The organism is Serratia sp. CMO1, from assembly GCF_015689115.1.
In the GTDB taxonomy this organism is placed as follows: domain Bacteria; phylum Pseudomonadota; class Gammaproteobacteria; order Enterobacterales; family Enterobacteriaceae; genus Serratia; species Serratia marcescens.
Window position 1 is genome coordinate 31,579 of record NZ_CP065032.1, and the last position, 13,068, is coordinate 44,646.

The 13,068-nt window shown below is 60.6% G+C and carries 12 protein-coding genes; 7 read left to right on the top strand and 5 right to left on the bottom strand.

Annotation, left to right across the window (positions count from 1 at the left end):
* Positions 1–80: 80 nt before the first annotated feature.
* The 4 genes from IT763_RS00135 to IT763_RS00150 all read left to right on the top strand — a co-directional run bounded on the left by IT763_RS00135 (position 81) and on the right by IT763_RS00150 (position 5,102).
* Positions 81–800 carry a DUF3053 domain-containing protein gene (locus IT763_RS00135; protein WP_206195053.1) on the top strand — a complete coding sequence of 240 codons (720 nt, stop codon included), beginning with the start codon at positions 81–83 and terminating at the stop codon, positions 798–800.
* Between the two features lie 541 nt (positions 801–1,341).
* Entirely contained in the window at positions 1,342–3,252 is a 1,911-nt protein-coding gene (locus IT763_RS00140) for a PTS mannitol transporter subunit IICBA (protein ID WP_176062523.1), read from the top strand.
* 58 nt (positions 3,253–3,310) lie between these two features.
* Positions 3,311–4,456 carry a mannitol-1-phosphate 5-dehydrogenase gene (locus IT763_RS00145; protein ID WP_049299616.1) on the top strand — a complete coding sequence of 382 codons (1,146 nt, stop codon included), beginning with the start codon at positions 3,311–3,313 and terminating at the stop codon, positions 4,454–4,456.
* 94 nt (positions 4,457–4,550) lie between these two features.
* Positions 4,551–5,102 carry an MltR family transcriptional regulator gene (locus IT763_RS00150; RefSeq protein WP_016929575.1) on the top strand — a complete coding sequence of 184 codons (552 nt, stop codon included), beginning with the start codon at positions 4,551–4,553 and terminating at the stop codon, positions 5,100–5,102.
* Here IT763_RS00150 and IT763_RS00155 read toward each other — a convergent pair.
* On the bottom strand, positions 5,099–5,707 hold the full coding sequence (locus tag IT763_RS00155) for a LysE family translocator (RefSeq protein WP_016929574.1): 609 nt from the start codon (positions 5,705–5,707) through the stop codon (positions 5,099–5,101). The two genes, IT763_RS00150 and IT763_RS00155, sit on opposite strands and share 4 nt — an antisense overlap.
* A 141-nt stretch (positions 5,708–5,848) precedes the next feature.
* On the opposite strand from IT763_RS00155, the gene IT763_RS00160 reads away from it, so the two are divergent.
* Complete coding sequence (locus IT763_RS00160) at positions 5,849–7,315, top strand: PLP-dependent aminotransferase family protein (protein WP_033639085.1); 1,467 nt, start codon at positions 5,849–5,851, stop codon at positions 7,313–7,315.
* Positions 7,316–7,388: 73 nt separating this feature from the next.
* Positions 7,389–7,751 (top strand): YibL family ribosome-associated protein, encoded by a 363-nt coding sequence (locus tag IT763_RS00165; RefSeq protein ID WP_004933989.1) that lies wholly within the window; start codon positions 7,389–7,391, stop codon positions 7,749–7,751.
* A gap of 11 nt (positions 7,752–7,762) precedes the next feature.
* Here IT763_RS00165 and IT763_RS00170 read toward each other — a convergent pair whose 3' ends face one another.
* Complete coding sequence (locus tag IT763_RS00170; protein WP_049299615.1) at positions 7,763–8,542, bottom strand: class I SAM-dependent methyltransferase; 780 nt, start codon at positions 8,540–8,542, stop codon at positions 7,763–7,765.
* A 102-nt stretch (positions 8,543–8,644) separates the two neighbouring features.
* Positions 8,645–9,316 (bottom strand): 6-hydroxyaminopurine reductase, encoded by a 672-nt coding sequence (gene yiiM, locus IT763_RS00175; protein ID WP_016929571.1) that lies wholly within the window; start codon positions 9,314–9,316, stop codon positions 8,645–8,647.
* Positions 9,317–9,447: 131 nt separating this feature from the next.
* On the opposite strand from yiiM, the gene IT763_RS00180 reads away from it, so the two are divergent.
* On the top strand, positions 9,448–10,062 hold the full coding sequence (locus IT763_RS00180; RefSeq protein WP_028128060.1) for a histidine phosphatase family protein: 615 nt from the start codon (positions 9,448–9,450) through the stop codon (positions 10,060–10,062).
* 32 nt (positions 10,063–10,094) lie between these two features.
* Here the strand turns inward: IT763_RS00180 and IT763_RS00185 are convergent, their stop codons facing one another.
* Together IT763_RS00185 and sodA are read right to left on the bottom strand one after the other, a co-directional pair.
* A complete protein-coding gene (locus IT763_RS00185) occupies positions 10,095–12,008 on the bottom strand; it encodes a methyl-accepting chemotaxis protein (RefSeq protein WP_206195054.1) in 1,914 nt (637 codons plus the stop codon).
* Positions 12,009–12,133: 125 nt separating this feature from the next.
* Entirely contained in the window at positions 12,134–12,754 is a 621-nt protein-coding gene (sodA, locus tag IT763_RS00190) for a superoxide dismutase [Mn] (protein WP_004934003.1), read from the bottom strand.
* Positions 12,755–13,068: the final 314 nt, after the last annotated feature.

Consider the following 13,068-nt stretch of genomic DNA (forward strand, 5'->3'; position numbering starts at 1 on the left):
CTATTCTTATAGGCGCACGGAGTGCGGAAAAAGGGGCGGAGTCCAATGAAAAAGCAGGTTTATAACAGGAGTTATGTCACATGGCGGTAGGGATCCAGAGCAGAGGTTTCGCGCGTTGGTTGGCACCGGTATTGGCATTGTTGGTGGTCATGCAATTGACCGCCTGCGGCGATAAAGAGCCGGAACAGCGCAAAGCATTTATCGATTACTTACAGAATACCGTGATGCGCAGCGGGGCGAATATCCCCACGCTGAGCGAAGACCAGAAGCAGAAGTTCGGCAACTATGCCGGCGATTACGCGATTTTGGTCGGCTTTTCACAGCAGCTGTCCAAGTCGGTCGGCGCCAGCCTGACCCCGGCGCTGGATCAGATTAACCAGATCCGCACCGCACATGACTATCTGAACAAACGCGATGCGCTGCAGCAATCGGTCGGGGCGTTGAACCTGCTGGGCCAGCAGATCCAGTCCGCCAAGTCGCAGGCGGATACCGCCCGCGCGGCGTTGAAACAGCCCGACGATCTGAAGGCGGTGTACAACCAGGCCTATGACAAAATCGTCACCGCGCCGGCCAACGCCCTGATGCCGGCGATCCCGACCACCGCCAGCTTTGTGCAGGATCTGGTGCAGGTTGGCGATTTCCTGCAGAGCCAGGGCAATCAGGTCAGCTTCAACAACAACGGCGTGCAGTTCCGCACTGCGCAGCAGGTGGCGCAGTACAACACCATGATGTCGAATCTGGTGGCCAAACAGCAGAACCTGGTGAATGCGCAGAAAGCCATTCAAAGCGTGACGCAATAACGCGCCTACGACGATCTACAGGCCGGCATTGCCGGCCTGCTTTATTTCCCCTCAGCGTTTCCAATAGCTTGCTGGTTTATTGCGCAGGCTTCTGTACTACACTTCAATTAATCCATTCATTCGGCAATGTAGTTTTCTTTCATTCATCACTTCGCTAGTTCCCGGCGGGATGAGTGCTCACATGGAAGATCAAACAGAGCGTCGCGATCGGGCGCTGCAGCCAAAAATAAATTGTGATGTTTATCACATTTTAAAAACAAATAACCAAGTTAAAAATGTGATCATTATCACTTTATTGTCGATTTTTGGGCGGTTTTTTTCTCACTGTTCTTTTTTTACACGTCATAAGTGTGATCTTTATCACTATAAATGAGGGTTTGTTGGGGTGTTGTGTGTGACTTGTATCACAAAAAATTCGTGAAGTTCGCGTGACAAAAACAGCGTGATAGAGTCCGTTTCGCATACAGCGGCAACACGGCTGGATCGTCACAACAATAATCACGCGCTCTATTGTCAGCGCGTAACAATAGGGGTGTGTTTTATGTTTTCACCAGACATCAAGGTTAAAGTGCAAAACTTTGGCCGCTTCCTGAGCAACATGGTGATGCCCAACATCGGCGCCTTTATCGCCTGGGGGATTATCACCGCGCTATTCATTCCAACCGGCTGGCTGCCGAATGAAACCTTAGCCAAGCTGGTCGGCCCGATGATCACCTATCTGCTGCCGCTGCTGATCGGCTACACCGGCGGGCGGCTGGTGGGCGGCGAGCGCGGCGGCGTGGTCGGCGCCATCACCACCATGGGCGTCATCGTCGGCGCCGACATGCCGATGTTCCTCGGCTCGATGATCGCCGGCCCGCTGGGTGGCTGGGCTATCAAGCATTTCGACCGCTGGGTGGACGGCAAGATCAAAAGCGGCTTTGAAATGCTGGTGAACAACTTCTCCGCTGGCATCATCGGCATGCTGCTGGCAATCCTGGCTTTCCTGGGCATCGGGCCGCTGGTGGAGGTGCTCTCCAAGCTGCTGGCGGCGGGCGTGCACGTGATGGTGAAGAACAACCTGTTGCCACTGGCGTCCATCTTCGTTGAACCGGCGAAAATCCTGTTCCTGAACAACGCCATCAACCACGGCATCTTCTCGCCGCTGGGTATCCAGCAGGCCACGGAAGTCGGTAAGTCGGTATTCTTCCTGATTGAAGCCAACCCAGGCCCGGGCATGGGCGTGCTGATGGCCTACATGTTCTTCGGCCGCGGCAGCGCCAAGCAATCCGCCGGCGGTGCGGCGATCATTCACTTCCTGGGCGGCATTCACGAAATCTACTTCCCTTACGTGCTGATGAATCCACGTCTGCTGCTGGCGGTGATCCTGGGCGGCATGACCGGCGTATTCACCCTGACGATGCTGAACGGCGGCCTGGTTTCTCCGGCTTCCCCGGGTTCGATCCTGGCGGTGCTGGCGATGACTCCGAAAGGCGCCTACTTCGCCAACATTGCGGCGGTGTGCGCAGCCTTTGCCGTCTCCTTCGTGGTGTCTGCTTTCCTGCTGAAAACCTCCAAAGTGAAAGAGGATGACGATCTGGAAGCCGCGACCCGCCGCATGCAAGAGATGAAATCGCAGTCCAAAGGCGGCGCAGCGGCGCCAGCGTCGGTCGACGGCGATCTGAGCACCGTGCGCAAAATCATCGTCGCCTGCGATGCGGGCATGGGTTCCAGCGCCATGGGCGCCGGGGTGTTGCGCAAGAAAGTGGCGGACGCCGGGCTGAAGAACATCTCGGTGACCAACAGCGCCATCAACAGCCTGCCGGACGATGTGGATCTGGTCATCACGCACCGCGATCTGACCGAGCGCGCGATGCGCCACGCGCCGCAGGCCCAGCACATCTCGCTGACCAACTTCCTCGACAGCAAGCTGTACAGTGATCTGGTCGAGCGTTTGCTGGCGGCCAACCAAACCAGCGACAACCAGCAGAAGGTGCTGGATGACAGCGTCAAAACCGGTGAGCCGAACCTGTTCAAGCTGAGCGAAAGCAACGTGTTCCTCAACCTGCAGGCCAGTGACAAAGAGCAGGCGATCCGCTTCGCCGGCGAGCAGCTGGTGAAGGGCGGCTACGTTGAGCCGGAATACGTGCCGGCGATGCTGGAGCGCGAAAAGCTCACGTCCACCTACCTGGGCGAGTCGATCGCCGTGCCGCACGGCACCATCGAGGCTAAAGACCGGGTGCTGCGCACCGGCGTGGTGTTCTGCCAGTACCCGCAGGGCGTGCGCTTCGGCGATGAAGAGGACGAAGTGGCGCGCCTGGTGATCGGCATCGCCGCGCGCAACAACGAGCATATTCAGGTGATCACCAGCCTGACCAACGCGCTGGATGACGAGAGCGTGATCGAGCGGCTGGCGAATACCACCAGCGTCCAGGAAGTGCTGGACCTGCTCGGCGGCAAAAAAGCCGGATAACAGAATCATTTTAAAGGGTGCAGCTTGCTGCACCCTTCGACATTAAGAAGGTAGAGTTATGAAAGCATTACATTTTGGCGCAGGGAACATCGGCCGCGGTTTTATCGGCAAGCTGCTGGCGGACGCGGGCGTTGAGCTGACCTTCGCCGACGTCAATCAAACGGTGCTGGATCTGCTGAACAGCCGAAAAAGCTACTCGGTGCACGTGGTGGGCGAGCAAGAGCGCGTGGAGAACGTCACCAACGTCAGCGCCGTCAACAGCGGCGGCGAAGCCGCGGTGGCGCTGATCGCCGAGGCGGATCTGGTGACCACCGCCGTGGGTCCGCAAATTCTCGCCAAAATCGCCGGCACGATCGCCAAAGGACTGGTGCTGCGTCATCAGCAGGGCAATGTGCAGCCGCTGAACATCATCGCCTGCGAGAACATGGTGCGCGGCACCAGCCAGCTGAAGCAGCACGTGTTCGCCGCGCTGCCGCAGGACGAGCAGACATGGGTTGAGCAGCATGTCGGCTTCGTCGATTCGGCGGTCGATCGCATCGTGCCGCCGGCGGACAGCAGCGATCCGCTGGAAGTGACGGTGGAAACCTTCAGCGAATGGATCGTCGATCAGACGCAGTTTAAAGGCCAGCCTCCGGCGATCGCCGGCATGGAGCTGACCGACAACCTGATGGCCTTCGTCGAGCGCAAGCTGTTCACCCTCAACACCGGCCACGCGATCACCGCCTACCTCGGCCAACGGGCCGGGCTGCAAACCATTCGCGACGCCATTCTCGATCCGGCGATCCGCCGGGTGGTGAAAGGGGCGATGGAAGAGAGCGGCGCGGTGCTGATCAAACGCTACGGCTTCGACGCCGACAAGCACGCCGCCTACATCAACAAAATTCTCGGCCGCTTCGAAAACCCGTATCTGCACGATGACGTCGAGCGCGTGGGGCGCCAGCCGCTGCGCAAACTGAGCGCCGGCGATCGCCTGATCAAACCGCTGCTGGGCACGCTGGAATACGGCCTGCCGCATGCCAACCTGATCCAGGGCATCGCCGCCGCCATGAGTTACCGCAGCGAACAGGATCCGCAGGCGTTGGAGTTGGCGGAATTGCTGAATACGCTCGGGCCGAAAGCCGCGCTGGCGCAAATTTCCGGCCTGCCGGCGGAAAGCGAGGTTGTAGAAGAGGCCGTTGCTGTGTATAACGCCATGCACAAGTAGAATCGTGATGATGAACACCCGAGCGCAGCTTGCTGCGCTCCTGGAACCCGAGTTCGGCATCGACGGCCCTCCCCACGCCTTTCGAAAAGCGACGATGGAAGAAGCACAGGCATTTGAAAACCAGGTTCTGGAAAAGCTGAACGCGGGCAAAACGGTGCGCAGCTTCCTGATCGCGGCGGTAGAGCTGCTGGCGGAAGCGCTCAACGTGCTGGTGGTGCAGGTATTCCGCAAGGATGACTACGCGGTGAAATATGCCGTCGAACCGCTATTGTCCGGCAGCGGCCCTCTGGGGGAGCTGTCGGTGCGCCTGAAGCTGATGTACGGCCTGGGGGTGATTTCCCGCCACGAATATGAAGACGCCGAACTGCTGATGGCGATGCGCGAAGAGCTGAACCACGACGGGTCGGAATACCGCTTCGTCGACGACGAAATACTCGGGCCGTTCGGCGAGCTGCACTGTGTGGCCGCGCTGCCGCCGGTGCCGACTTTCCTGCAGCCGGGCGAGGCGGATGAAGCGCTGATTGCCATGCAGCGCCAGCGCTATCAGCAGATGGTGCGCTCCACCATGGTGCTGTCCATTACCGATCTGATCGCCGGCATCGGCGCCAAGCAACCCTCCCGGCTCTCTCCTCTCGGCCGCGGCTAGGCAAAGGCCGCGCGCCACTCGTCGAACAACAACCACAGCGCGGTGGCGGCCATCAGCCCGGACATCGCGCCGTTGAACACCCGCAGCTTCCAGGTGACCCGCAGCGCGTTGCGCAAGCGGTCGCCCAGCACCGCCCACAGCAGCACGCAAGGCAAGTTCAGCAGCGCGAAACCGGCGATGACCGACAGCGTATGGACAAAGGTGGCGCCTTCGCGCGGGGTGAACAGGATCGCTACGTTGATCACCATCAGCCAGGCCTTGGGGTTGACCGCCTGAAACAGCGCGCCGTTGAGCAGGCTCATCGGCTGCGCCTGCTCTTTGGCGTCCGGCGAGGCCGCCTGGAACAGTTTCCATGACAGCCACAGCAGATAAGCGCAGCCGATCACCGCCAGCGGCAGGCGGATGACGCCGGCCCAGCTCAGCGCCAGCGCCAGCAGCGGGATAATGATCGCCAGCTGTACCGCACAACCGACGCAGATGCCAAACAGCATCGGCAGGGTGCGTCGCAGGCCGAAGTTGACGCCCGACGAGGCCAGCAGCAGGTTGTTGGGGCCGGGGGTGATCGACATGACGGTGACGTAGCTGACAAAGGCAGAGTCCAGCATGGCAGGTTCCTTGAAAATGACGGTGATGACGAGAGATCAGCATAATCGCTGCAATGGGATGGTGACAGAACCACAAATCGGATATTGTCATGGTTACAGTTGTACAGAATGTAAACTGTACCCATTGACTGGAGAGAAACTGTGACCCTGCTCGATGAAACCCCGGATACCCGTTACCTGCAGCTGGCGGACACGTTGGCCGAAGCCATTCGCCGCGGCACGCTGCAGCCCGGCGACCGCTTGCCTTCGGTGCGGCGCTGTGCGCAAACCCATCGCGTCAGCATCAATACCGTGGTGTCGGCTTACCGCACGCTGGAGGATCGCGGGTTGATCGAGGCGCGACCGCAGTCGGGGTTTTATGTCCGCAGCACGCTGCCGGCGCTGAAGATGGCCTCGGCGCCCTGCGGGCGCATCGAACCGCCGGCGGACGACGTGCTGGCGCTGATCGACACCGTGTTTGCCGCCCAGCAAAACCCGGCCTTCACCAACATTGCGTTGGCTTGCCCGCAGACCAGCGACTTTTATCCCGGCGGCAAGTTGGGGCGCATGCTGTCCTCTCAGCTGCGCCGCCAGCCGGATCTGATCGGGCAGTATCCGTTGCCGCCCGGCAGCCTGCGGCTGCGTCAGCAGATCGCCCGCCGCTCGATGACGCTGGGCATGCTGCTGGAGCCGGGCGACGTGGTGCTGACCCACGGCTGCATGGAAGCGCTGCAGCTGGCGCTGCGCGTCACCACCAAACCGGGCGACTGCGTCGGGCTGGAGTCGCCGACCTATTTCTACCTGCTGCCGCTGCTGGCCAGCCTGGGGCTGAAAGCGTTGGAAATCCCTACCGATCCGCAGTTGGGACTGTCGTTGGACGCGCTGGAGCTGCTGTTGAACGAGAAGCGGCTGAATGCGGTGATCGCCATGCCGACGGTGCAAAACCCGCTGGGCTGCACCATGCCGCTGGCGGCGAAAAAGCGGCTGGCGCGGCTGATGAACGATCATCAGGTGCCGTTGATTGAAGATGGGCTGTATGCCGAGATCCAGTTCGGCGGCGCGCTGTCGCCGGCGGTGAAGGCGTTCGATCGCGACGGCTGGGTGCTGTTTTGCTCCAGCTTTACCAAAACGCTGGCGCCGGATTTTCGCGTCGGCTGGGTCTGCGGCGGCCGCTTCCACGAGGCGTTGCGCAAGCTGAAGGCGGTGTCGTCGATGTCAGAGTCGCAGCTGCTGTCGGAAACGCTGGCGACCTTCCTGGAGAGCGGCGGTTACGATCACCATTTGCGCAACCTGCGCAAGCGCTATGCGGCGCAGGTCGACGAGGCGCGGGCGCTGATCGCCCGGCATTTCCCGCGCGGCACGCTGGCCACGCAGCCGGCGGGCGGCTTCGTGTTCTGGGTCGAATTCCCCCCTGGCGTGGACAGTGTGGCGCTGTTCCATCAGCTGCTGGAGGAGCAGATCTGTTTAACGCCGGGCACCCTGTATTCGCCCAGCGGGCGTTACCGCAACGCGCTGCGGCTCTCCTGCTGCTACCCGTTCAACGCGCGCTACACCCAGGCGTTGGCCCGGCTCGGCGCCAGGGCCTGCGAGATGAGCGGCTTGCCGCCCGGCATTGCGCAGGACGGGTAACGGCGCGCGCCTTTTGCTACAATGCCGGTATCATTGATTAGCGTGCCATTTTGGGCACAACGGGCCAGAGACCATGAAAGAGAAAGAAAAGGCAGAGATCAAGCGCCTGAGCGACCTGCTGGACGCCTTGAACCACAAAGACGCCACCGTGATCCAACAGGGCAACCCTGAGTTGATCGCGCAACACACCAAAGAGAAAGAGAAACTGGCGACGGAGATCGAGCGCCTGAAAAACGTGCGCGGCGAGAAGCTGAGCGCCGAAGCGCAGAAGCTGAGCAAGCTGCCGTTCAGCCGCGAGATCACCAAGAAAGAGCAGGCCGATATGGGCGCGCTGAAGAAAAGCGCGCGCGGGTTGATCGTGGTGCACCCGATGACCGCGCTGGGCCGCGAGATGGGCCTGAAAGCGGTCACCGGCTACGCCAAGAAAGCGTTCTGAACCCCTGGGCGTCAGACCTTGGTGGTGTAATACGCCTTGGTCTGATAGGGCACGGTGACCGTGTCCTGGCCCCGCAGCTCCTCTTCTTCCGCCACCAGTTGGCGCAACCGATCGATAACCTGCTCCTGTTGCGGCTGCGGCAGCGCGGCGATAAAGCTGGTTGAACGCACGCGGTTGTAGATCACGTCCTCCACCGCGCCGCGGTGGCCCAGCATAAACACCTGCTCCTGCAGCGGTTCAAAGCCTTTGAACGGGAAGAACTTGCGCCATTCGCCGGTATAGAAACGCGGCGCATCGCCTTCGTGGCTATCGACGATCTGATTCAGTTTGCGCACCCAGCCGACGCGCGCATCGCGCATGTTCCACACCAGACCGAGTTTGCCGCCGGGCTTGAGAATGCGCTGGATTTCCGCCAGCGCCTGCGGCGTGGCGAACCAATGGAAGGACTGGGCACAGACCACGGCATCGACCGACTCGTCCGGCAACGGGATCGCGTCGGCGGTGCCCGCCAGCGTTTTCACCTGCGGCAGCGCCGCCGACAGTTTTTCCAGCATTTGCGGCACCGGTTCGACGGCGATCACCTGCGCGCCGGTTTCCAGCAGGCGCGGGGTGAACTTGCCGGTGCCGGCGCCGAGATCGATGACCGTCATGCCGGCGTGCAGGCCGATGACGTCACGCAGCCAGACGGCGATTTCCGGCGGGTAATCCGGCCGGCCTTTCACATAGCGATCGGCATTGGCCTGATAGCCTTCGGCGGCGGCGTGATGAATCGAATGGGTCGGGGTGGTCATATACCTGGCTCCTGGCTGAAAAAACGTGCGGCTACAGTATAGGCGGAAGAATAGGGTTAACGCGGCACCCGGCGCACGTTTTTCATCTTTCCGCCGCCGTTTTCAACGGCCGAGCAGGCGGCGGTTGAAATCTTCGAGGCGCCCTTCGGCAAGCCGCGTGAGCATGGTCTTGCTCCAGCTGGCGGAGAGGCCGGCCACCGCCAACAGACGGCGATACTGTTCCGCGTCGAACGGCATGTGCCAGGCGATGGCGATGGCTTCGGCGACCGACACGTCGCTGTTGCGCGCCGCCAGCGCCAGCGGACGATCGCCGCTGACCGCGCCCGGCGACACCACCCGATACAGCCAGCCGCAGCGGCCGCTTTGCTGCATCAGCAGCGAAATGTCCTCGATGGCGAAGTGATAATTGAGCTTGAAGCACGGCGAGCGCGGCTGGGTGACCTGGATCAGCGCCTCGCCCCAGCGGAAGATGTCGCCCATAAACACGTTGTGTTCGGTCAGCCCTTCGGTGGAGATATTCTCGCCGAAGGCCGGGGCGCAAAACTGCTCCGCCTGCGCCGGAAACTGCTCGCGCCAATGGGCGTAATGCTCGCGCGGGTAGTGGCACAGCGCGCGATCCGGCCCGCCGTGATAGCTTTTCTCCGCCTGTTCGTCGCCTTCCAGCCCGAGCGGCGTGAGCCGGACAGCGCCATCCACCTGGCGTTTGGCGATGGCGCTGGGGCGCCCGCCCTCATAGGGTTGAATGCTGCCGATGTAAACGTCTGGGTGATGCATGTGCGCCTCCGTGTCTCGCGTCGAGGGCTCAGCATAGCCTGAGTTGTTCTCGTACACTACCCGGCGTTTACCTGTACGGAAGGATGTGTTTTTCCTGTCTATATTTAGGCTTTTATCGTCGAGAAAAAACCATGCGTTTCATTGTATTGAGGCATGCGGAGTCAGAATGGAACCGCTCGGGGATTATTCAGGGGCGAAGTGACAGTCCGCTGACAGAAGAGGGGCGACGTCAAATCGCTGGGCTTGGCGCTCGCTTGCAAATGTTATCGGTCACTTCGTTGATCAGTTCACCGACTGGTCGGGCTTTTACGACAGCGGAGACGTTGGCTGAGCGATGTGGCTGCACTGTGCAAATGGATGAGCGTTTGCAGGAGCAAGATTTTGGCCGACTGGAAGGATTATCTTATGCGCAGGCCATGCGCGATTATCCTGAAGCGACGCAGTGCCTCTTTGCCGGTAAGGCAGAGGCGTCGGCGCCGGGAGGGGAGAATGCTTATGAGGTTGCCTGGCGCCTGATGGCTTGTCTGTCCGATCTGGCTGTCGATGGACAAAATCAAACGCTTGGTGTTGTTACGCACGGCCATGCTCTGCAGGCACTGATTTGGTGGCTTAAAGGGGCCGACCCGCAGGAGGACCTTCGCAGATACGGTCATCGCAATTGCGGCTATGCAATGCTTGATGTGACCGCCTCTGGTTTTAATTTGTTGAATTGGGGAGTCGCGACCCACCTGTTGCCAAAAAGATAGGGCGAGGAACGGATATTCCTCGCCTGAGGGCGTCAGAAGGTGGTCCAGTTCTCTTCCGCTGCGGCGTTGGCGGCCGGCGCTTTCGGCGCGGCGGCTTTGGCGGCGAGGGGCTCGGTCTGCTCCGCCAAACGGAACACCGAGACGCTCTGCAGCAGCATATCGGCCTGTTCTTCCAGCGAATCGGCGGCGGCGGCGGACTCTTCCACCAGCGCGGCGTTCTGCTGGGTGGTGTGGTCCATTTCGACGATCGCCTGGCCAATCTGGGCGATGCCGCGCGTCTGCTCATCGGAGGCGGCGGCGATCTCGGCCATGATGTCGCGCACGTGGGTGACCGAACGGACGATCTGTTCCATGGTATTGCCGGTGCTTTCCACCAACTCAGTGCCGGTTTTCACCCGGCTGACCGATTCGGCGATCAGCCCTTCTATTTCCTTGGCCGCCTGGGCGCTGCGGCTCGCCAGGCTGCGCACTTCACTGGCGACCACCGAGAAGCCGCGGCCCTGTTCGCCGGCGCGCGCCGCTTCCACCGCGGCGTTGAGCGCCAGGATGTTGGTCTGGAAGGCAATGCCGTTAATCAGGGTAGTAATTTCGGCGATACGCTGCGAACTGCTGGAGATATCGCGCATGGTGCTGACCACGTTTTCCACCAGCTTACCGCCCTGCTGTGCGGTCTGCGAGGCGTCGGTGGCCAGCTGGTTGGCGTGATGAGCATTGTCGGCGTTTTGTTTCACCGTGGCGGTCAGCTGTTCCATGCTGGCCGCGGTTTCCTCGACCGCCGCCGCCTGCTGTTCGGTGCGGGAGGAGAGATCGGTGTTGCCGGCGGCGATTTCCGCCGAGGCGGTGGAGACCTGGCTGACCCCCATCTGGATCTTCTCAATCATGGTGCGCAGGTTTTGGCTCATCGCCGCCACCGCGTTCAGCAGTTGCCCCAGCTCGTCGCGGCGGGTGCTGGTCTGCGCCTGGCGCAGGTCGCCGCCGGCGATGCGTTCCGCCATGGCCAGCGTGCTGTGCAGCGGACGGGTGATCTGCAGGGTGATGCGCCAGGCGATAAGCACCCCGGCGATGATGGCGATCAGGGTGGTGACGCCCATCTGCAGCTGCGCCAGATTGATGTTGTTGCGCGTCTGCACCAGTTCGTCCTGCATAAAGGCGTTCACCAGCGTGCCGATCGCTTGCGCGCGTTCGCCGAGCTGCCGGCTGATTTGCTGTTCGTGCTCATAGGCCGGCAGGTAGGCTGCGATGCGGTTTTTGTAATCGTCCAGCGCGGCCAGCAGCGGTTGCAGCTGCGGGCGCTGCGCGTCGCTGACCCGGCGGCTCAGGGCGTTGGCCGCGTCGCGCGCGTCGTCGATGGCCGCCATCAGCGGCGCTTCGGTTTCCTTGTTCAGGCTCAGCAGCAGACCGCGCGCGCCGTAGCGCACCTGGGTCAGCTTCTGGTTAAGCTGGATGAAGGCCAGCTGCAGATCGCCGTTGGTGAGCTGACGCTCCACCTGGCTCAGGCTGGCCTGCACTTCCGACATGTTCCAGCTCTGGCGCACCGCGTCTTTTGCCGTGACCGCCTGCTCAAAGACTTTTTGCTGCTGTTGATATTCCCCGATCAGCGTCACCAGACGCTGCAGATCCTTGCGGCTTTGGGCGTCCCAGTCCAGCGCCTGCCCCTGGTCTATCAGCTTGACGGCGTTTTCAATATTGGCGCGGTTGTTCTGCAGATACTCCGGCTGGTAGGTCTGGCCGTACATGGCGCGGTTGTATTTGGCCTGGTTGATCTCCTCGTTCAGCCGGTTGCTGAAGTCGATGCGATCGGCGCGGGATTCGATGATATGCAGATATTGCGCCCCGGTGCCGGCGATGACGACCGCCAACAGCAACAACAGCGCGAAGCCGAGACCGAGCTTTTTACCTACGGTGAGATGAGTGAACTTTCCTGCCAATGCTTGCAATGCCGCCATAGCGTTTTTCCTTCTCCGGGCGAACGTCAATTGAACAAACCATCGGCAAGAAGTGGTCAAACTTTAGCGGATTTCAGGCAAAAAAATACCCGCCGGTGGCGGGCATCTTTATCAACGGGGGCGAGTTACTTCTTCGCGGCGAAGCGTGCGGCGGCTTCATCCCAGTTGACCACGTTCCAGAACGCCTTGATGTAGTCAGGGCGTTTGTTCTGATATTTCAGGTAGTAAGCGTGTTCCCACACGTCCAGGCCGATGATTGGGAAACCGGAAGCGCCGGCGACGGCTTCGCCCATCAGCGGGCTGTCCTGGTTGGCGGTAGACACTACGGCCAGCTTGCCGTCTTTCAGCACCAGCCAGGCCCAACCGGAACCGAAGCGGGTGGCTGCGGCTTTCTCGAACTCTTCCTGGAATTTCTCAACGCTGCCGAAATCGCGCTCGATGGCCGCTTTCAGATCGCCGCCCAGCGTGGTGCCGGTTTTCAGGTTTTTCCAGAAGAAGCTGTGGTTGGCGTGACCGCCGGCGTTGTTGCGCATGAAGGTGCGTTTGTCGGCAGGCACTTTGTCCAGATCCTGGATCAGTTCTTCAACGCTGTATTTGGCCAGCTCAGGGTAGGCTTCCAGCACGGTGTTGGCGTTGTTGACGTAGGTCTGGTGGTGTTTGGTGTGATGGATTTCCATCGTCTGCTTGTCAAAATGCGGTTCCAGTGCGTCGTAAGCGTACGGCAGGGATGGCAGTGAATAACTCATAATCATCATCTCCAGTGGTGTATGGGCGGCGCAAAGGGCGAGCACCGCGTAAGCAGTCGGATCATTATAGTTAATTAAATGATATTGAAAATGATTATCAATGCCCTGTGAATTGTGTGGTTAATGAGCAAATCGTTGCGTTAACATGTTGATAGAAGAGGGCGCTGGGTGGCCGGTTCAAACCGTCGCCCCGGCGCGTTGGTTACTCTCTATACTGTAGGGAGCGCCAACGTCGAAATGTATCGAAATGTGCCAATGCGTTCACTGAATGAGCACGAGTGTGTAACAACCACAAGCACGCTGTGGTAATATGG

Excerpts from the sequence above, each read along its gene's own strand:
- IT763_RS00185 (WP_206195054.1), bottom strand. The coding sequence starts at position 12,008 with ATGGCGGCATTGCAAGCATTGGCAGGAAAGTTCACTCATCTCACCGTA.
- IT763_RS00170 (WP_049299615.1), bottom strand. The coding sequence starts at position 8,542 with ATGACCACCCCGACCCATTCGATTCATCACGCCGCCGCCGAAGGCTAT.
- IT763_RS00140 (WP_176062523.1), top strand. The coding sequence starts at position 1,342 with ATGTTTTCACCAGACATCAAGGTTAAAGTGCAAAACTTTGGCCGCTTC.
- IT763_RS00150 (WP_016929575.1), top strand. The coding sequence starts at position 4,551 with ATGGAAGAAGCACAGGCATTTGAAAACCAGGTTCTGGAAAAGCTGAAC.
- IT763_RS00165 (WP_004933989.1), top strand. The coding sequence starts at position 7,389 with ATGAAAGAGAAAGAAAAGGCAGAGATCAAGCGCCTGAGCGACCTGCTG.
- IT763_RS00135 (WP_206195053.1), top strand. The coding sequence starts at position 81 with ATGGCGGTAGGGATCCAGAGCAGAGGTTTCGCGCGTTGGTTGGCACCG.
- IT763_RS00180 (WP_028128060.1), top strand. The coding sequence starts at position 9,448 with ATGCGTTTCATTGTATTGAGGCATGCGGAGTCAGAATGGAACCGCTCG.
- IT763_RS00145 (WP_049299616.1), top strand. The coding sequence starts at position 3,311 with ATGAAAGCATTACATTTTGGCGCAGGGAACATCGGCCGCGGTTTTATC.
- IT763_RS00155 (WP_016929574.1), bottom strand. The coding sequence starts at position 5,707 with ATGCTGGACTCTGCCTTTGTCAGCTACGTCACCGTCATGTCGATCACC.
- yiiM (WP_016929571.1), bottom strand. The coding sequence starts at position 9,316 with ATGCATCACCCAGACGTTTACATCGGCAGCATTCAACCCTATGAGGGC.
- sodA (WP_004934003.1), bottom strand. The coding sequence starts at position 12,754 with ATGAGTTATTCACTGCCATCCCTGCCGTACGCTTACGACGCACTGGAA.